At 56.3% G+C, this 17171-nt stretch carries 15 protein-coding genes; 6 read left to right on the top strand and 9 right to left on the bottom strand.

The window, feature by feature from the left end; all coding sequences use genetic code 11:
- The first annotated feature begins 97 nt into the window (after positions 1 to 97).
- Complete coding sequence (locus ACR0JF_RS08235) at positions 98 to 1000, top strand: LysR family transcriptional regulator (RefSeq protein WP_170378289.1); 903 nt, start codon at positions 98 to 100, stop codon at positions 998 to 1000.
- 41 nt (positions 1001 to 1041) lie between these two features.
- Here the strand turns inward: ACR0JF_RS08235 and ACR0JF_RS08230 are convergent, their stop codons facing one another.
- Positions 1042 to 2274: a urate hydroxylase PuuD gene (locus ACR0JF_RS08230; RefSeq protein WP_170659108.1), complete on the bottom strand. Its 1233-nt coding sequence runs from the start codon at positions 2272 to 2274 to the stop codon at positions 1042 to 1044.
- 101 nt (positions 2275 to 2375) lie between these two features.
- On the opposite strand from ACR0JF_RS08230, the gene ACR0JF_RS08225 reads away from it, so the two are divergent.
- Positions 2376 to 3287 (top strand): LysR family transcriptional regulator, encoded by a 912-nt coding sequence (locus tag ACR0JF_RS08225; protein WP_170659109.1) that lies wholly within the window; start codon positions 2376 to 2378, stop codon positions 3285 to 3287.
- A 10-nt stretch (positions 3288 to 3297) separates the two neighbouring features.
- On the opposite strand, the gene uraH is transcribed toward ACR0JF_RS08225, so the two are convergent.
- Complete coding sequence (gene uraH, locus ACR0JF_RS08220; protein WP_170659110.1) at positions 3298 to 3651, bottom strand: hydroxyisourate hydrolase; 354 nt, start codon at positions 3649 to 3651, stop codon at positions 3298 to 3300.
- Positions 3652 to 3797: 146 nt separating this feature from the next.
- Here uraH and puuE point away from each other — a divergent pair, with 146 nt between their 5' ends.
- Together puuE and ACR0JF_RS08210 are read left to right on the top strand one after the other, a co-directional pair.
- A complete protein-coding gene (puuE, locus tag ACR0JF_RS08215) occupies positions 3798 to 5210 on the top strand; it encodes an allantoinase PuuE (RefSeq protein WP_170659111.1) in 1413 nt (470 codons plus the stop codon).
- On the top strand, positions 5207 to 5692 hold the full coding sequence (locus ACR0JF_RS08210) for an ureidoglycolate lyase (RefSeq protein ID WP_170659112.1): 486 nt from the start codon (positions 5207 to 5209) through the stop codon (positions 5690 to 5692). The genes puuE and ACR0JF_RS08210 overlap by 4 nt, the downstream gene beginning before the upstream one ends.
- Before the next feature lie 185 nt (positions 5693 to 5877).
- On the opposite strand, the gene bhcD is transcribed toward ACR0JF_RS08210, so the two are convergent.
- The 4 genes from bhcD to bhcA all read right to left on the bottom strand — a co-directional run bounded on the left by bhcD (position 5878) and on the right by bhcA (position 10318).
- Positions 5878 to 6843 (bottom strand): iminosuccinate reductase BhcD, encoded by a 966-nt coding sequence (gene bhcD, locus ACR0JF_RS08205; protein WP_170659113.1) that lies wholly within the window; start codon positions 6841 to 6843, stop codon positions 5878 to 5880.
- Between the two features lie 110 nt (positions 6844 to 6953).
- Positions 6954 to 8117: a 3-hydroxy-D-aspartate aldolase BhcC gene (gene bhcC / locus ACR0JF_RS08200; RefSeq protein WP_170659114.1), complete on the bottom strand. Its 1164-nt coding sequence runs from the start codon at positions 8115 to 8117 to the stop codon at positions 6954 to 6956.
- A 42-nt stretch (positions 8118 to 8159) separates the two neighbouring features.
- A complete protein-coding gene (bhcB, locus tag ACR0JF_RS08195) occupies positions 8160 to 9128 on the bottom strand; it encodes a beta-hydroxyaspartate dehydratase BhcB (RefSeq protein WP_170659115.1) in 969 nt (322 codons plus the stop codon).
- Complete coding sequence (gene bhcA / locus ACR0JF_RS08190) at positions 9128 to 10318, bottom strand: L-aspartate--glyoxylate aminotransferase BhcA (RefSeq protein ID WP_170659116.1); 1191 nt, start codon at positions 10316 to 10318, stop codon at positions 9128 to 9130. Before bhcA ends, bhcB begins: the two co-directional genes overlap by 1 nt.
- Positions 10319 to 10486: 168 nt before the next feature.
- Between bhcA and bhcR the strand changes: the two genes are divergently transcribed.
- On the top strand, positions 10487 to 11323 hold the full coding sequence (gene bhcR / locus ACR0JF_RS08185; protein WP_170659117.1) for an HTH-type transcriptional regulator BhcR: 837 nt from the start codon (positions 10487 to 10489) through the stop codon (positions 11321 to 11323).
- Positions 11324 to 11330: 7 nt separating this feature from the next.
- On the opposite strand, the gene ACR0JF_RS08180 is transcribed toward bhcR, so the two are convergent.
- Together ACR0JF_RS08180 and ACR0JF_RS08175 are read right to left on the bottom strand one after the other, a co-directional pair.
- On the bottom strand, positions 11331 to 12173 hold the full coding sequence (locus tag ACR0JF_RS08180) for a bifunctional allantoicase/(S)-ureidoglycine aminohydrolase (protein ID WP_170659118.1): 843 nt from the start codon (positions 12171 to 12173) through the stop codon (positions 11331 to 11333).
- Positions 12174 to 12703: 530 nt separating this feature from the next.
- Entirely contained in the window at positions 12704 to 14014 is a 1311-nt protein-coding gene (locus tag ACR0JF_RS08175; RefSeq protein WP_170659119.1) for an aminotransferase class I/II-fold pyridoxal phosphate-dependent enzyme, read from the bottom strand.
- A gap of 100 nt (positions 14015 to 14114) precedes the next feature.
- Here ACR0JF_RS08175 and ACR0JF_RS08170 point away from each other — a divergent pair, with 100 nt between their 5' ends.
- The gene (locus ACR0JF_RS08170; RefSeq protein ID WP_170659120.1) at positions 14115 to 15002 is read left to right on the top strand and encodes a LysR family transcriptional regulator; all 888 of its coding nucleotides are present in this window, start codon (positions 14115 to 14117) and stop codon (positions 15000 to 15002) included.
- Between the two features lie 216 nt (positions 15003 to 15218).
- Here the strand turns inward: ACR0JF_RS08170 and ACR0JF_RS08165 are convergent, their stop codons facing one another.
- Positions 15219 to 16931 carry an adenylate/guanylate cyclase domain-containing protein gene (locus ACR0JF_RS08165; protein WP_170659121.1) on the bottom strand — a complete coding sequence of 571 codons (1713 nt, stop codon included), beginning with the start codon at positions 16929 to 16931 and terminating at the stop codon, positions 15219 to 15221.
- Positions 16932 to 17171 lie beyond the last annotated feature (240 nt).

Raw genomic sequence — 17171 nt, 5'->3', positions numbered from 1 at the left:
GATTGAGTCTTAAAATCGTCGGAAATGACAAATACTTTCAACAAAACGTTGAAAAAGAAATCCCATCGTCGCAGTCTTCCCGCAGTGGGAGGAATGAATGTCATACATCGAAAGCTTGCGGGTCTTCGTTAGGGTGATGGAGCTTGGTAGCATCACGTCCGGCGGCCGGGATCTGAGGCTGACGCCGGCAGTGGCCAGCAAACGTCTGAAAGAGCTGGAAAACCATCTGGGCGTGCGCCTGTTCAACAGAACGACTCGCTCGATAACGGCAACAGAGGTCGGCGAGGTTTTCTATGATGAGGCCAAGGCCGTTTTGCTGGCGTTGGACCACGCCGAGGCGCGCGTCGCCAGTTTTTCGGACGCCCCTCGAGGCGCAATCCGCATCACAGCGCCGCTGGGGGTTGGGCGTAGAATCGTTGCGCCGCTGGTGCCGGAATTCTCGGAGCGTTATCCAGAGACCGAGATCCGCATGCGCCTGTCTGACCGCAAAGTGGACATGATGGCCGATGGTTTGGATATTGCGTTCTTTATCGGAGAGCCGGGCGATTCCACGATGAAACTGCGGAAATTCGCGGATTGTGACCGGCTGCTATGTGCCTCGCCTGAATATCTGTCAAATTTCGGCGTACCCAAAACGCCGGATGACCTATTGCACTCTCAGCACAATTGCCTGCTGCTGCGCTATCCCAGATCGCCCGAGTATTTCTGGACCCTGAACACCGACATGGGTCCGCGCAAACTTGAGGTTCGGGGCAAATACGATGCGGATGATGGCGATGTCCTGACGGATTGGGCTTTGGCAGGGAAGGGGATCGTCAACAAACCGCGCTTTGATGTGAAAGAGTATCTCGTGTCAGGCCAGTTGGTCGAGGTTCTGCCCTCGACACCGCCATTGCCGACCATCTTCGGCTGCCTCTATCCGCACAAGAAACTTCAGGATCCTAAAATACGCCTGTTCGTCGAACACATCGCGAAACACAGCAAAAGGTTCTTTGGATAAACCAGCAGGAGGGTCCTGTTTCGCCTGCCACAAGTCGGGGCTTACTGGCCTCTTACTTCACGCACCCATGCGATGATAGTCTGACGGGCTTCGTCATCCATTTGAACCGCAGCTGGCGGCGGCATCGCGTGGCTGATCCCGGCCTGCAGATAGATTTGATCAGCCTGACGGGCGACATCGCCGGGCGTTTCAAGATACACTTTCTTGGGCGCCCATTTCATTGTGCCGTAGACCGGCTCGCGTGCGTGACACATGGAGCAATTGCCCAGAACCGTGTCATAAGCGGCCTCGAACCCCTCGGCCGAGGCGAATTTCTGTTCATAGGGTGTCAGTTCGCGCGCTTCGGCCTCTTCCCATGTTTCGCCGGACCGGACTGAGGACAGCCATGCAATCGCGATCATCAGAAGGACCGTGACGGCCCAGGTCCAATGCGGGCCTGTTCCAGTCGCATGCATTGTGTTGAAGTAGTGGCGAATGGTGACGCCGGTCAGGAAGATCAGGCTTGCAATGATCCATGAATACTCGGTGCCGAACGCCAGCGGATAGTGGTTCGACAGCATCAGGAACACGACCGGCAAGGTCAGATAGTTGTTGTGCGTCGAGCGTACTTTGGCAATCTTGCCGTACTTGGCGTCAGGGGTTCGACCCGCCTTGAGGTCTGCGACCACGATGCGCTGGTTCGGCATGATCTGAAAGAACACATTGGCCGTCATGATCGTTGCGGTAAACGCCCCAAGATGTAGCAGCGCGGCTCGTCCGGTGAATATTTGGTTGTAGCCCCAGGACATGATCACCAGGATCATGAACAATAGCAGCATCAGAATGGTGGGGTGATCGCTCAGCTTGGATTTGCACATCTGGTCATAGAGCAACCAACCAATGGTCAATGACCCGCCCGAGATCAGAATTCCCTGCCACAACGCCAGATCGACCTTGGTTGGGTCCAGCAGGAACAGCTCTCCTCCGACCCAGTAAATGATCATCAGGAGCGCAGCACCGGACAGCCATGTGGTGTAGCTTTGCCATTTGTGCCAGGTCAGATGTTCGGGCATCCGGGCGGGGGCCACAAGGTATTTTACGGTGTGGTAAAACCCGCCGCCATGGACCTCCCATTCCTCGCCATAGGCCCCATCCGGCAGCGCAGGGTTTGGCTTAAGCATCAGGTCCAATGCGATAAAGTAGAAAGATGCCCCAATCCACGCCATCGCAGTGATCACGTGCAGCCAGCGGACCGAAAAGGCAATCCACTCCCACATTACGGCCAGATCATACATGGGTTTGCTCCTAAGATTCTTTGCTTCCGCTCACTCTATGCGAGACTGCTTTGTTCTGGTATTGCTAGCAAAGACCAAGCAGTATCAAAAAATGCAAAAAAATGTCCTATCTAGATAACATCAGAACCTTTGTCCGAGTCTACGAGTTGGGCAGCATGTCCGCCGCCGGCCGTGATCTGAGGGTTTCTCCGGCTGTCACCTCGGCGCGAATTTCGCAACTGGAAGAGCATCTGGGTGTGCGGCTCTTTCAACGCACGACGCGCAGCCTGACGCCGACCGAACAGGGACAATCCTTCTATCGGGGGGCCGCCGAAATCCTTGAGGCCGTTGAAAATGCCGAAGCTCAGATCGTCAACATTACCGAGAATCTGAAAGGTTCTCTCTATGTTGCTGCGCCATTGGGCGTCGGTCGCAGGCTGATAGCGCCACAGGTTCCAAAGTTTTTGGCCGAGTACCCCGAGGTCAATGTCAGGCTGAGGCTGACAGATCGAAAAGTCGACCTGACAACAGAAGGTCTGGATCTTGCGTTTTTCCTAGGGCAGCCCGAGGACAGTAATTTGCGCATTCGCAAGATCGCCGATGTGGAAAGGGTTCTGTGCGCCTCTCCGAAATACATCAAGAAACGTGGGATGCCGGCAAGCGGAGACGACTTGATCGCCGACAATCACGAATGCCTCAACCTACGTTTCCCTGGTGCGACCGAGTTTCAATGGCTGCTCAGGACCGCTACGGGGCCAAAGCGATTCCGTGTCTCTGGTCGCTATGAGTCGGACGATGGCGATGTGTTGACGGATTGGGCGCTTGCAGGTCACGGGATCGCGCTGAAGCCGATCTTTGAGATCGCACAGCACCTTAAGGCCGGAAATCTGGTTCCGGTCGCAACAGAAACGCCACCGGAACCCATTCAGATGGCGTGCCTGTTTACGCACCGCCGCATGCAAGACCCCAAAACGCGGCTTTTTATGGAGTTCATCATAGAGCGTATCAGATCTTCGATATCCGCGAATACCTAAAGCGGAGACCTTAGCTGCCGCGATAGGTCGAGTATCCAAAGGGGGAAAGAAGCAGAGGCACGTGATAGTGAGACTGCTCGGACATCCCGAACCGGATCGGGATCACATCCAAAAAACGGGGATCTTCTGGCGGGGTGTCTGAGGCATCTAGATACGCGCCAGCATAGAAAACCAGTTCATACTCGCCCGTTGAAAACTCGGATTGCGGCAGAATCTGTTCGTCGGTTCTGCCGTCGTCATTTGTCACCAGCGCTTTCAGCAAAGTGCGGTCTGTGCCATTGATGCGGTACAGCTCGATTTTCAGTCCTTCGGCGGGACATCCCCGCGCAGTATCCAGGACATGTGTGGTAAGGTAACCGGTCATTTATGCCACTCCTAAAGTTGCTTATTCCTTAGTCTGTTTTCTCCTCCGAGGGCAAAGCCAGACTATCCGAAGCTGCTTTTCGTATTTTTTGAAAAATTTCTTTGATTATCCGGAGTATTGAGGAACTCAAGAAGAAGGAAACAGATGTGAAGCCTTATCCACGAGATATGACCGGCTATGGCAGTCAAATGCCCAAAGCCAACTGGCCCAATGGGGCCCGGATCGCGATTCAGATCGTATTGAACTATGAAGAAGGTGGCGAAAACAACATTTTGCACGGGGACGCGGCCTCTGAGGCGTTTTTGTCCGAGATCACCGGTGCTGCCCCATGGCCAGGGCAGCGGCACTGGAATATGGAATCGATCTACGAATACGGCAGCCGCGCCGGGTTCTGGCGTGTTCACCACCTTTTGCAGGACATGCCAGTGACCGTTTATGGTGTGGCGACCGCTCTGGCGCGTGCCCCGGCACAGGTTGCGGCAATGAAGCACGCTGGCTGGGAGATCGCGAGCCACGGGCTGAAATGGATCGAACACAAGGATATGGACCCACAAGACGAGCGCTCCCAGATCCGCGAGGCGATCCGTTTGCACGCGGAAGTCACCGGTCAGCCTCCGCGCGGTTGGTACACAGGCCGGTGTTCAATGAACACGATCGATCTTGCCGCCGAAGAGGGTGACTTTGCCTATATCGCGGACAGCTACGCCGATGATCTGCCCTACTGGATAAGGGCCGGGGGCAAGGATCAGCTGATCGTGCCCTATACGATGGATTGCAACGACATGCGGTTTGCGATTCAGGCCGGGTATACGAATGGCGAGCAGTTCGAAAGCTATCTGAAAGACAGTTTTGACATGCTCTATGCCGAGGGCAAGGCGGGTATGCCGAAAATGCTTTCGATCGGGTTGCACTGCCGCTTGATTGGCCGTCCGGGTCGCGCCATGGCGCTGAAACGCGCGCTGGACTATTTCAGACAGCATGATGGTGTCTGGTTCGCGACGCGTGAACAGATTGCCGATCACTGGGCAAAGGAACACCTGCCAATGCAACGCCTCACCCCGTCCGAAATGGACCAGCCTACCTTTGTGTCCGAATTTGGCGGCGTGTTCGAACACAGCCCATGGATTGCCGAAGGCGCGTTTGACCTTGAACTTGGACCGACTCATGACAATGCGGCTGGCGTCCATAACGTGCTTGCGCGTGTATTCCGGACCGCCACGCCCGAACAGCGCCTCGGCGTTCTGACGGCACACCCGGATCTGGCGGGCAAGCTTGCTGCCGCCGGGCGGCTGACCAAGGAAAGTACGGCGGAACAGGCCGGGGCCGGTCTGGACATGCTGACGGATGAGGAACGCGAAACCTTTACCGCGTTGAATGAGGCCTACACGACCAAATTCGGCTTTCCCTTCATCATCGCGGTCAAGGACAACACGAAAGCGAGCATCCTAGAGGCCTTTTACCGACGCATTGACAGCGACGGGGATGCCGAGTTCGACGAAGCCTGCCGGCAGGTCGAACGGATTGCCGAGCTGCGCCTGATCGAGAAGTTCTCGGAATGACTATCGAACTTAAGCTGCAGCCCCTGAGCCCCGAAGCCTTTGCGCCGTTTGGAGATGTGATTCAAGCGGTGGGTGAGGTGGACAAGTACATCAACCAGGGCAAATGCGCCCGCTATCATGACCGCGCGGAATTGGATTTCCAAAACGGCCGCGCCGGGATCAGCGTGTTCCAGTCCGAGGCTTTCAGCCTGCCGATCACGCTGGATATGATGGAGCGTCACCCTGAGGGCAGCCAGGCGTTTCTGCCATTGTCCGAAAAGCCGTTCGTTGTGGTTGTAGCTCCCGATGAAGATGGGAAACCCGGCCACCCGATTGCGTTCCTAACTGCGCCGGGGCAAGGGGTGAACTATCACCGCAACACCTGGCACGGCGTGCTGACCCCGCTTCAAGAACCGGGGCTTTTTGCGGTCGTCGATAGAATTGGAACTGGACCCAACCTGCAGGAGCATTGGTTCGAGGTCCCGTACCTTATCGTCGAATAACTCGCCTGAAAGCGCGCGGGGTATTGCGCCTTCTCTGCGTACGAGGTTGGAGCTGCGGCGAGAACCCAGCGCCTAGCAACACCTTCCGGGTGGGATGACATTGGCCGGAGCGTAGACCCCGACCGTCCGTTGCAAACCGAGGGGCGACTTGCCGCTCGGAACAAGGTATCAGCCTCGCGTTGGCGTCAGAAATCGATCTCGATTGCGATCCCTTTTTCTACGGCAAGGTCGACCACCGCTGCGGCCACCGCAAGATCCTGCAGACCAACGCCCGTGCCGTCAAACAATGTGATCTGATCATCGGCCGATCGGCCCTCATGCGTTCCATTTATAACCGCACCAATCTGCGCGACGTCGCTTTGGCTGATCAGTCCCTCGGCGACGGCGTGCTGTGCCTCGCCAATGGTGATGGATTGAGCGACCTCGTCTGTGAAGACACGCGCCTTGGCCAGCAGGGCGGATTCGACCTCTTGCTTGCCTTTGGTGTCTGTTCCCATACAGGCCACATGCGTGCCGGGGCTGACATGGTACGCCATCAGCGAAGGCGCAAAGGCCGAAGTAATCGAGATGATCACATCCGCCTCCGTCATACCGTCAAGCTCGACCGCCTCAAATGGGACGCCTGCCTCAACAGCGACTTTCTCGATATTGGGCAGCATATCCGGGTGGTAGTTCCAGCCAATGACCTTTTCAAAGTTACGCTGTTCCAGCGCGGCGCGCAGTTGAAAAGCGGCCTGGTGGCCCGCCCCGATCATTCCAATTACTTTGGCATCTGCGCGGGCCAGATGTTTGATCGACACGGACGAGGCCGCCGCTGTGCGCAGCGCCGTCAGCAGGTTGCCGCCAACCATCGCCGAAGGTTTGCCGGTGTCGGGATCGAACAGGAAAACCGTGGATTGGTGGTTGATCAACCCGCGTTTCTCAAGGTTGCTCGGCCAGTAGCCGCCGGCCTTCAGGCCCAAAGTCAGGCCGGCGCGGTCAAAACCACCCTTGAAGCCATACAGAGCGTCTTCGTGGCCGATGGCCTCACGCACGACAGGGAAGTTATAGGCATCGCCCGCGGCCATTGCCGCAAAGACGCTTTCGACGGCATCAAAGGCCGCTTGGCGGGTCATCAATCCGGCGATCTCACGCTCGGGTACGATCAACATGTTAGTCTCCACTTGGAAATTGATCGCCCGTGCGCTTGTGCCGAAGGGAGAGGTGGCACACGGGCGAGGATCAGGCTGCTGTCGAGCCAGATTTCTTAGATTGTTTGGCCTTAGTAGGCGCGACCACGGGCAGATACGGGCCAGACGGCCTCGACCTTGCCGTTGCGCACGCCGACATACCAATCATGCACATTGGCTGTTGGGTCGCAGTGACCGGGCACCAGCTTGAGCTTGTCGTTGACCTTAAGGACACCATCCGTATCCATCACAACGCCATGCTCGTCCGAGCATTTGATGTACTCGACATCGTCGCGTCCAAACACGACGGGCAAGCCACTGTCCACCGATTGCGCCTTGAGGCCTGCATCGACAATTGCCTTGTCTGCCTTGGCGTGGCTCATGACGCTGGTCAGGATGAACAGAGCGTTCTCCCACTCACCCCGGTCGATACGGTTGCCGTCCTTGTCCAGAATGCGGCCGTAATCGGCATCCATGAAGGCGTAGGACCCGCATTGAAGCTCATTGTATACGCCCGAGTTAGACTCGAAGTAATAGGAGCCAGTGCCGCCGCCGGAAACCAGCTCGCAGTCGATGCCTTCCGCCTTAAGGCCGTCAACGGCGTCTTTGACCATCGCAATTGCGGTATCCAGCTTTTCCTTGCGCGCCTCAAAGTTGTCGAGATGCTGCATCGCACCCTGATAGGCCTGAATGCCGGTGAATTTGAGGTTGTCGGCCGCCTCGACGGCTTTGGCAATTTCAATCACCTGAGGCGTTGTGGTCACACCACACCGTCCCGCTCCGCAGTCGATCTCGACGAAGACCTCAAGCTGAGTGCCGTGATCGACGGCCGCACCGGAAAGATCGGCGACGTTGTCTACGTCGTCGACACATACGATGATGCGACTGCCGAGTTTTGGCAGGCTGGCCAGGCGGTCGATTTTGGCGGGGTCACGCACCTGGTTCGACACCAATACGTCCTTGATCCCACCGCGCACGAAAACTTCGGCCTCTGAGACCTTCTGACAGCACACACCCACTGCTCCGCCGAGGCGTTCCTGCAGTTTCGCCACATCGACGGATTTGTGCATTTTGCCGTGCACGCGGTGGCGCATACCGTGGGCCTTGGCATAGTCACCCATCTTCTTGATGTTGCGTTCAAGCGCATCGAGGTCCAGCACGAGGCTGGGGGTCTGGATATCTGCTTCATCCATTCCGGGCTTGGCCGGAATGTCATAGCCTACTTCGAATGCGTCGAGATTGGTCATATCTTTCATGTCCGTATTCCTGTGTCGGGATTGATGTCTGTTGCAACTGGGTCAGGTGTTCAGCCAGGGCAGCTTGTCCAGATCGACATTGCCACCGGTGATGATCAGGCCGACCCGCTTACCTTTGAACGCGTCGGGGTTCTTGAGGATCGTGGCCAGAGGCACAGCCGAGGACGGCTCCATCACGATCCGAAGGTGTTTCCACGTCAGCTTCATCGCGTCGATGATCTCTTGTTCCGAGGCCGTAAAGATCTCGGAAACGTAGTTCGACACAAAGTGCCACGTGAGATCTTTCAGGGGCACCAACAGGCCGTCAGCAATGGTCGTCGGCGCATCATCGGCGATGATGTGGCCCGCCTTGAAACTGCGATAGGCGTCGTCGGCCTGTTCGGGTTCCGCCGCAATGATTGCGGTTTCGGGCGCGAGGGTGGACAGGGTCAGGCACGTGCCGGACACCATGCCGCCGCCGCCGATAGGGGCAACCACCGCGTCCAGACCATCGGTCTGTTCGATGAACTCGCGCGAGCAGGTGCCCTGTCCGGCGATCACCCGTGGATCGTTGTACGGGTGGACGAAATCCCCACCCGTGGCCGCCTGAACTTGGGCGAAGGTCGCCTCGCGAGAGGTGGTCGAGGGCTCACACTCGGTGATTTTTCCTCCGTATCGGCGCACCGTGTCTTTCTTGGCCTGAGGCGCCGTGCGCGGCATCACCACGTTGCACGGAATACCGCGTCTCGATGCGGCATAGGACAAGCATGACGCGTGATTACCGGAGGAATGGGTGGCAACACCTTTCTTCGCCTGTTCCTCGTCAAGGCCGAACACTGCGTTGGTGGCGCCGCGTACCTTAAAGGCGCCCGGTTCCTGAAAGTTCTCGCATTTGAAGAACAGCTGGGCGCCCGTCAATTCGTTCAGGTAGTCCGAGGTCCGAACCGGGGTCCGTCGGATGTAAGGCTCAATCCGGGTATGCGCTTCGAGCATGTCCTCATAGGTCGGGATATTCATGGAGAGGTCCTTCATCATGCAGCGTCCTTCTGAACAGCGGCTGGATGACCGCGATAGTATTCCTGTGCGGCCGCCACGCCCGAACCCAGTTGGATGTTCAAACCCAGATCGACCATGCACATTTCGGCCGTCGCGATCCCCGACAGGGCCATGACGTCCGTCAGGCTACCTAGATGTCCGATCCGGAAGACCTTGCCAGCGACTTCTCCGAGGCCGACGCCGAAGGCGACACCGTATTTCTCGGCGGCATGGGTGACGATATCGGTCGCGTTGAAGCCATCTGGCGTGCGGATCGCGCTGACCGTGTCGGAATAAACCGCAGGGTTCGCGGCACAGAGCTCAAGCCCCCATGAGCTGACGGCGGCACGCACACCTTCGGCAATGCGGGTATGCCGGGCAAATACGTTCTCCAACCCTTCCTTCAGCAACATCTCACAGGCCTGGTTTAGGCCATTCATCAAGCCGACGGCAGGCGTGTAGGGATAGGCGCTGTTTGCGTAGCCCTTGGCCATGTCGTGGACGTCAAAGAAGGTGCGGGGCAGGGTGCCGGTTTTGGTCGCTTCCGTCGCCTTCTGGCTAAAGCCGACGATCGCGAGCCCTGCAGGCAGCATGAACCCTTTTTGCGACCCGGTAACGGCCACATCGACGCCCCACTCATCGAAGCGGAAATCCATCGAGGCGATGGACGAGACGCCATCAACGAACAGCAACGCAGGATGCCCTGCCGCGTTCAGCGCTTTTCGCACGGCAGAGATGTCCGACTTTACGCCTGTCGCCGTTTCGTTGTGCGTGGCAAGCACGGCTTTGATCTCGTGGTTCGCGTCGGCAGTCAGAATCTCTTCGTAGCGATCAGCAGGCAGGCCTTGGCCCCAAGGGGTTTCGACGATCTCGACATTCAGCCCGTGGCGCTGGCACATGTCGATCCAGCGATGGCTGAACATGCCGTTGCGCGCGGCCAGAACCTTGTCCCCGGCGGATAGGGTATTGGTCAACGCTGTTTCCCAGCCGCCTGTCCCGGTCGAGGGGAAGATGAACACCTCGGCGCTGTCGCTTTTCAGAACTTTCCGAACACCTGCGCGGGCAGGATGCAGGATTTGCCCAAACAGCGGCGACCGGTGGTCGATCGTGGGCATGTCACAAGCCTTGCGCAGGCTTTCAGGGATATTGGTCGGGCCCGGAATGAAAACGGGGTTTTGAAAGCTCATGGATGGTCTCCTTCCGTCGTTGGAGACATCCTAAGGCCAAGCTTCTTGATTTTAAATTTTTTTGAAAACGATTTTCAAAAACTAATAGTCGCGATTTAAATTATAGTTGTCAGTATCTTATGTTTTTCATATGATGAATTAAAATTTCGAAAAAATCCGAAGGTTCTTATGGTTTCTCAAAAAAATGGCGCTGGCTCCCTTCGAAAAGCCAGGGGAAGGCCGCGAGGGTGGGATGACAAAACGGCTCAGAACACGATCAAATCCCTCGACCGAGCGATGGAGGTTTTCGAGTATCTGAGCGAGGCGCAAGGCAAGTCATTGACGATGCTGTCCGACGAAATGCAGCAGTCCCCGGCCACGGTCTATCGCATCCTTGTCACGCTTGAGGGCAGAGGCCTCGTAGAGTTCGATCCCGTCGAACAGATCTGGCATATCGGCCCCCGCGCCTTTGTCATAGGATCGCGATTTCTGCGGCGTACCAGCCTTGTGGATCGGGCAAGACCGGTGATGCGCAAGCTGATGGAAACCACGGGCGAGACCGCCAATTTGGGCATCCAGAAAGAAGGTTCGGTTCTCTTTCTAAGCCAAGTTGAAACGCATGCCAGCATTCGGGCCTTTTTCCCACCCGGGACATTGTCGCCAATGCATGCATCCGGGATCGGGAAGGTCCTGCTGGCGCATATGGATGAGGACCGATTGGACAGATTGCTTGCCTCGGTCCAGTTGCAGGCGTTCACAGACCGGTCGATCACAACTGTAGACAGTCTGAAACAGGACCTGACTTCTATCCGCGCGCGAGGTTTTTCGATCGACAATGAAGAGAAGAACGAAGGCATGCGCTGTATCGCTGCGCCGGTGTTCGACGTGAACGGCGAAGCAGTTGCGGGGATTTCCGTCTCTGGACCCACCAGCCGGGTGCGCGCGGACGGGATCGAGCAACTCAGCCGCCCCGTGATCGAGGCGGGCCAAGCGTTGACTCAGGCCATCGGAGGCACCGTGAACTGAAGGGCCACTATCGCAGGTTGGCAGCGGATCCAAGGCGCAGCGGCATGTGTCGGTTCACATCCTTATAGAGGAGGTACCGGAACTTGCCGGGACCACCGGCGTAGCAGGCCTGTGGGCAGAACGCGCGCAGCCACATATAGTCTCCGGCCTCGACCTCGACCCAGTCATTGTTCAACCGGTACACCGCCTTACCCTCAAGCACATAGAGGCCGTGTTCCATGACATGGGTTTCGAGGAAAGGGATGACCGCACCGGGTTCAAACGTCACCACCGTGACATGCATGTCGTGGCGCAGGTCATTCGGGTCGACAAATCGAGTTGTCGCCCATTTACCATCGGTACCGGGCATCGGCGTCGGCGCGATATCGTTTTCGTTCAGCACGAGGACATCCGGGGTCCCGAGCCCCTCAACGGCCTCATAGGCTTTGCGAATCCAATGGAATCGCAAGGTGTTTTTGGAGTGATTGCGCAAGGTCCAGTCGCATCCGGACGGCAGATACGCATAGCCGCCTGGGGTCAGCTCATGGCGCGTTCCTTCAGCGATCAGTGTCGCGGTGCCTTCGACTACGAACAGAACACCTTGGGCTTCAGTGTCGGTTTCGGGCCGATCCGAGCCACCGCCCGGCTGCACCTCCATGATATATTGCGAGAAGGTCTCGGCAAATCCGGTCATGGGGCGCGAGATCACCCATAGGCGCGTATCGTCCCAGAACGGCAGAAAGCTCGTCACGATATCTCGCATGGTGCCCTTGGGGATCACGGCATACGCATCCGTAAACACGGCGCGGTCAGTCAGCAGCTGGTCTTGTCCGGGGTGTCCGCCATGGGGTGCGTAGTATTGCTTGCTCATGTATGCTCCTGAAGAAAAGCCGTGCCTGTTTACATATGCTCCGGTTCCGAGGATCGAACCAGCCGTAAGGAGGCGACAGCTCTCTCTGTGAAAATTTGAAAAACGCGGTAATTGTTTGGGGATTTTGAGGTTTCAACTGGTGTCGGAAGACTTCCCTTTTTGATCCGCAATAGGTAGCTTCGCAACGAATTTACGTTGGGATTCACGAGCCATTCGGCTTGTGCATAGTCTCAAAAAGCTATTGTCTTACACAGCATAATGATGCGTTGCGCATCATTAATGAGCGGGCAGCATAGCGACTTTCTTAATTGGTGCCTTTCATCGACCTTTAGGTGAATCCGAAAGCGGCCAAGACTCTACCCATGCCGCCGTTCGAAACGATGAGCCCGGCGCCGACTTTCGCCTGACTTCAGTCATTCGCTTATGCACCCGGTGGTAAACCGCGTATTCCGTACATTCAGCACTAGGAAGTAATTGGCAATTTAGTGTACGAAGAGGTAATTTTTTGTCCTGCGGCGATTTTTACAGATTTAGCTGTGAACGAAATGCGCGCTCGCAAAGTGACGGCGCCAGTCAGCCACTTCGGCGGCGATATCGTCGCCCTTCAATCCGCGCGCAATTAAAGAAGCCAGTTTGTCGGCGTGATTAGACGTCATGCCCCATCTCACCAACTCGGGCGTACCTATGCGCAGACCATTCATGTCACCTTCGATTTCCGTCACCGGCAGGCCAATACCGCACGCCAGGAACCCAGCTTTGCGCAGGGTCTTGGATGCAGCCTGTCCGCCACCAAAGCTTTCTGCCAGAACAGCGAACTGGTGAGAGGTGGTGAAGCCCTCGCGTCCGGCAAAAACTGGAACACCTTGCGCATCGAGGCTCTGGGCCATCGCGCGGGACATTGCGATCATCTCGGCAGCGTAGTCCTGTCCATAGTCGCGCCAATCAAGCATCGTCACAGCGAGAGCAGCTGACTTCGCAGCATCAAAGTTTGCCGTCATGCCTGGGAATGCAATAGCATCCAAAGCCTTTGCGATCTCCGCATCGTTTGTGACAATCAGCCCCCCAGCAGGACCGCCGAGGCTTTTGTACGTACTCATTGTCATGAAGTGTGCGCCCTCGAGCAAGGGGCTACGCCAAGCTCTTCCGGCGATAATCCCGCATTGGTGCGCGGCGTCGAACATCACCTTGGCATCGACTTCATCTGCAATGGCCCGTACTTCTTTGACCGGGTGCTCAAAAAGGTTGAGACTTCCGCCGATCGTGATCAATTTGGGACGCTCCCTTCGCACAAGCGCGCGCAGCTGGTCGAGATCGACGGTGTAGCCATCGGCATCAGTTGGTGCATCTATTGTTCGCAAACCAAACAAACCGGCGCATCCTGCGATGTGATGTGTTACGTGCCCACCGATCGATGCCGGCGGTGCAATGATCGTATCGCCGGCTTGGCAGGTGGCCATGAAGCCATAAAGGTTCGCAATCGCGCCTGAAGGCACGCGGATTTCTGCGAACTTTGCGTCGAAAACTTCCGCGCAAAGCTCCGCGGAGATGACCTCGATCTCTTCGATGGCTTCAAGTCCCATCTCATATTTTTCGCCCGGATATCCAAGCGACGGGCGCGAGCCAATTCCCGAAGACAGCAATGCTTCAGCTCTCGGGTTCATGACATTGGTTGCAGGATTTAGGTTGAAGCATTCGTGCTCGTGGATTTCCCGATTTCGGGTGGCTAAATGGTCAATCCGATCCAGCAGAGCCTTGGATGAGGTGCGAGACGTTTCGGTTGCGATCTTCTGGACCAGCGCTTCGCTGTCGGCCGGCACCCAGTTTCTCATTTCTATGGTCATCGCAATTCCCTCCTTGGCTGCACACAGATTGGACAGATCGGAATGACAACGCAAACCAGTTTTGCTATTTCTGGGCATAGAAAAACTAAGGCTGAGATCTATGGCTGTCGCTCCACGTCGCCCCAAAGGGCCACCCCTCAATGCTCTGCGTGCCTTCGAGGCTGCGGCGAGGCTAGAAAGTTTCGTTTCCGCGGCCGAGGAGTTGGGCGTCACGGCCGGCGCGGTATCACAACATGTAAAAGCCTTAGAAGGCTGGGCCGGAACTACCTTGTTTGAAAGAGGGGCTCACGGTGTTTCGCTATCCTCTTCTGGTCGCAAGCTAGCGGAAGAGTTCACAAATGCCTTTGATCTTCTCGCCGCGGCGACGCAAAGTTTGCGAACCCTAGCACCCAACCCTGAGATCCACATCGCCGCTTTGCCCTCAATTGCGCAGCTATGGTTACCAGCGCGATTGGGCAAGCTGCGCGAGAAGCGCCCCGACCTGAATGTCTCGGTGACAGCGATGGAGAGGCCTCCCAGCCTATCGAGAGAACTATTTGATCTGTCAGTTTTCTTTTCCGTCCCGGCTGAAACACCGGATCAGATCGTGCTTGCGGAGGGCGAAATCTTCCCCGTTTGTTCACCAAGGATAGCAGATGGTCTTGATCTGGAGACCGCGCAGTTGCTGCACGACCAGACGTGGCAAGAAGACTGGTCCATGTGGTCAGAGGCGATAGGTGTTTCAGTTGGTGATCCCCAAAGGGGGCCGAGGTATTCGCTCTACGCCCTTGCCGTTGAAGAAGCGAAGTCCGGTGCGGGTGTGCTTATGGGACATAGCTGCCTGGTTGAGCAGGCGCTTCAGTCTGGACAACTCGAAAAAGTTTCATCGGAAAGTATCGGAACGGGTCGGGTGTTGGCCCTCGAGCTTCCACATAGATCGAGACGCCATCCTGCGATTGATGAGGTCGTTAGTCTACTTCGAGAGGAAGGATCGTACTTCAACGGTTAAGAACTGCTGAGATGGCGATTCTTTCTGCTTTGGGCGCGGCGCAGTCAATCGCTCTACTTGGCGTGAACGGCTGCAACGCAGACAGTAAAGTTTTTGCATGCGGCAGGGGGAAAAGCCTTTCCCGCGGGTATCAGATTTCTAGGTTTTACGTTTCTGCGACTTCGCTAGCTTCGCATGGATTGGCGTCAGTCTCTGTTTACCGACTTTACCGATCACCTACTGAGGTAACCCTGCCTTTAACCACCCTTCACGCCAGTTGTTTGCGGAGGCTGGAACAGTGAAGATTGGTATCTGGGTTTCCTTTGAAGCGGCAGTCAAGCCCGGGCGCAAAATCTGCAGGTCTTTAACCGCTTTGCGAGCAGCTTCTTCATCAGTCAGGTGCCCCAGAGAAGCGATCAGCATAAGATGACTCATGACGAAGCTGGATCGGACCGACAAAGCATCCTGACAAGCACCGGCCGCTTCCTCATATCGCTCAAGCTGAAAAAGTGCGCTTGCCTGAGCAAGGTAGGCGGCGTGGCGCAACGGATCATGTGGGCTAAGGACGACAGATTGAACCGCGTGGTTCAGAGCCTCCTCCGGCCTATCAAGCAGGCAAAGGTTAATGGATGCCAGCATGTGAACTGTTGCAGCGTTTGGATTTTGCTTGAGCGCTTGTTTGAAAACGTCCCGTGCACGCGGCAGGTCTCGCGCGAGCATTGAGATAGAATGTGCCGCATACGCCATAGCGATCCCGTCTGCACGATCGCTCATAAGGACCCGTTCAGCGGCCGTGACAGCTTCCTTTGGTCCCTCACCAATAGGTTCAAGCCCTTGAACCATTCGTTGAATATGCAACCAAGCCAAAAGTCCGGATGCGGACGTATAGCCTGGATCACGATCCAGTGCGAGTGTTGTTAGTTGTATGGCTTTGCGGTTGTCTTCGTCCGTCAAAAGATGGAAGTGCGATTGCGCCCGAAGATACAGTTCGTAAGCTTCCAAATTGTCCGTTGGTTTCGCTCGTGCTCGGTTTGTTTCAGCGTGCCTCAGCGATGGCTCAATCGCTGTCACGACCTCAACGGTGACTTTGTCTTGAAGGTCAAAAATATCATCAAGCACGCCGTCAAATCGATCTGCCCAAAGATGGCTGCCGTTTTCTGCATCAATCAGCTGCCCTGTAATGCGGACGCGCTGACCTGCACGTCTGACCGAGCCCTCCAGAACATACCGTACCCCAAGAGTGCGCCCGACTTCCCGTATATCTGTGCTTCTACCTTTGAACGTGAATGACGAGTTTCGGGCCAACACCATCAGCCAGCGGAAACGAGACAGCTCTGTGATAATGTCCTCGGTAATGCCGTCTGCAAAAAACTCCTGTTCGGGGTCACCGGACATATTGTCGAACGGAAGCACGGCAATCCCGGGTCTGACATCTGTTGTTGTGGAAAGATTGGCCGAAGTGCCTTTGGGCCAGTGCCAAACACCAATTCGGCGTGTGATGTTCTTCAATTCTGTTTGCTCGCCGCCTTCGAAGTGAGATGCATCACCACGGTCCAAACTGTTGTGCGAGGTGTCCGACATCAAAACCTGATCCGGCTCGGCCAGTGCTTCGAGACGGGAGGCGACATTTATTCCGTCACCAAAAATGTCATCACCGTCCGTGACGACCTCGCCGGTATGAATGCCAATTCGAAGTTTGATACCGTCCGGTTTCTGAGCTGACTGTATTGCGATCGCGCAATCTGCGGCATCTGATGTGGATTTGAACTCGGCAATCCAACCATCGCCCATGCTTTTGATCAGCGTTCCATCATGGTCTTCCAGCAGACACTGAAGCGTTTCTTCACGAAATGTTCTGAGTGCTGCAATCGTACCTTCCCGGTCGCGATCCATCAGTGCTGAGTAGCCAACAATATCAGCTGCAAGCACCGTGGTAAGCCTTCTGTCCATTCGTTAACCCCCGTTTCTAGGAACTTAACGCGACACTCAGGTTCTGTCAGCCCGACAAGGTCACCTTCGGGCTCACCGCCGACTTTCTACGCGACTGTTCGAAAGGAGCCCCTGGCTGCCGTTGATCACACTTCAGTCTTTTGATTTTGCAGCAGGTCGCGAAACCGACGAATTTGCCGTAGGCTCAATGTTTGCTAAAGACCGGTCGCAGCCTAATGCGGACGTGCCCAACGTGAAAGC

The sequence above is a fragment of the Ruegeria sp. BG11 genome, from assembly GCF_056538565.1.
The sequence above is the reverse complement of the archived record's forward strand: the minus strand, read 5'-3'. Positions and strand labels throughout refer to the sequence as shown.

What these genes read in the sequence shown, in the direction of transcription:
- ACR0JF_RS08230 (WP_170659108.1), bottom strand. Translation starts at nt 2,274, where the DNA reads ATGTATGATCTGGCCGTAATGTGGGAGTGGATTGCCTTTTCGGTCCGC.
- bhcD (WP_170659113.1), bottom strand. Translation starts at nt 6,843, where the DNA reads ATGTTGATCGTACCCGAGCGTGAGATCGCCGGATTGATGACCCGCCAA.
- ACR0JF_RS08225 (WP_170659109.1), top strand. Translation starts at nt 2,376, where the DNA reads ATGTCCTATCTAGATAACATCAGAACCTTTGTCCGAGTCTACGAGTTG.
- ACR0JF_RS08175 (WP_170659119.1), bottom strand. Translation starts at nt 14,014, where the DNA reads ATGACCATAGAAATGAGAAACTGGGTGCCGGCCGACAGCGAAGCGCTG.
- bhcR (WP_170659117.1), top strand. Translation starts at nt 10,487, where the DNA reads ATGGTTTCTCAAAAAAATGGCGCTGGCTCCCTTCGAAAAGCCAGGGGA.
- bhcC (WP_170659114.1), bottom strand. Translation starts at nt 8,117, where the DNA reads ATGAAAGATATGACCAATCTCGACGCATTCGAAGTAGGCTATGACATT.
- uraH (WP_170659110.1), bottom strand. Translation starts at nt 3,651, where the DNA reads ATGACCGGTTACCTTACCACACATGTCCTGGATACTGCGCGGGGATGT.
- ACR0JF_RS08165 (WP_170659121.1), bottom strand. Translation starts at nt 16,931, where the DNA reads ATGGACAGAAGGCTTACCACGGTGCTTGCAGCTGATATTGTTGGCTAC.
- ACR0JF_RS08235 (WP_170378289.1), top strand. Translation starts at nt 98, where the DNA reads ATGTCATACATCGAAAGCTTGCGGGTCTTCGTTAGGGTGATGGAGCTT.
- bhcA (WP_170659116.1), bottom strand. Translation starts at nt 10,318, where the DNA reads ATGAGCTTTCAAAACCCCGTTTTCATTCCGGGCCCGACCAATATCCCT.
- ACR0JF_RS08180 (WP_170659118.1), bottom strand. Translation starts at nt 12,173, where the DNA reads ATGAGCAAGCAATACTACGCACCCCATGGCGGACACCCCGGACAAGAC.
- bhcB (WP_170659115.1), bottom strand. Translation starts at nt 9,128, where the DNA reads ATGAAGGACCTCTCCATGAATATCCCGACCTATGAGGACATGCTCGAA.
- ACR0JF_RS08170 (WP_170659120.1), top strand. Translation starts at nt 14,115, where the DNA reads ATGGCTGTCGCTCCACGTCGCCCCAAAGGGCCACCCCTCAATGCTCTG.
- ACR0JF_RS08210 (WP_170659112.1), top strand. Translation starts at nt 5,207, where the DNA reads ATGACTATCGAACTTAAGCTGCAGCCCCTGAGCCCCGAAGCCTTTGCG.